This is a genomic window from Gilvimarinus gilvus (assembly GCF_030518155.1).
Classification (GTDB): domain Bacteria; phylum Pseudomonadota; class Gammaproteobacteria; order Pseudomonadales; family Cellvibrionaceae; genus Gilvimarinus; species Gilvimarinus gilvus.
On record NZ_JAULRU010000723.1, the window covers coordinates 1 to 434 of the forward strand.

1 protein-coding gene is annotated in these 434 nt (G+C 47.2%); it reads right to left on the minus strand.

What is annotated here, in order from left to right:
* Positions 1 to 334 (minus strand): Abi family protein (locus QWI17_RS18135; protein ID WP_302723939.1); only part of this gene is annotated, 334 nt, incomplete at its 3' end.
* Between the last annotated feature and the right edge of the window lie 100 nt (positions 335 to 434).

The window sequence follows — 434 nt, forward strand, 5'->3', positions numbered from 1 at the left end:
TGTTATGGCGGTGGCTGAGGTGGTAAGCCATTTGTGTCCTCAGTGAAACTTCGACACGCTCGATGGCATCCATCAACAGCAATCGTAGCTCTCGATCAAAGATATAAAGATTCAACACATCATCGAACGATGTACCTGGAATCACCTGATGGGTGGCATGGTTTTGCTCGAAGGGCAAACAGTAGGCGGCTAGACGGTAATAGTTAAGCTGCGAAAGATAGAATTCAGCTTTGGTCTGATCTGGAATATTCAACCCATGAGATTGTAATATCTGAACTTGATCCGCAAAAGATCTGGGTTGCTTAGCGAAGGGAATTTTGAATGGAGGAATCACTTCACACTCCCCCAAAAAAGAGTAACCCCTCGCAGGGCGCTGATCTTACGGGTAGCGGGAGGGGTGTTGTTGCCGCTAATTATAGCGGCAAACATGCCTG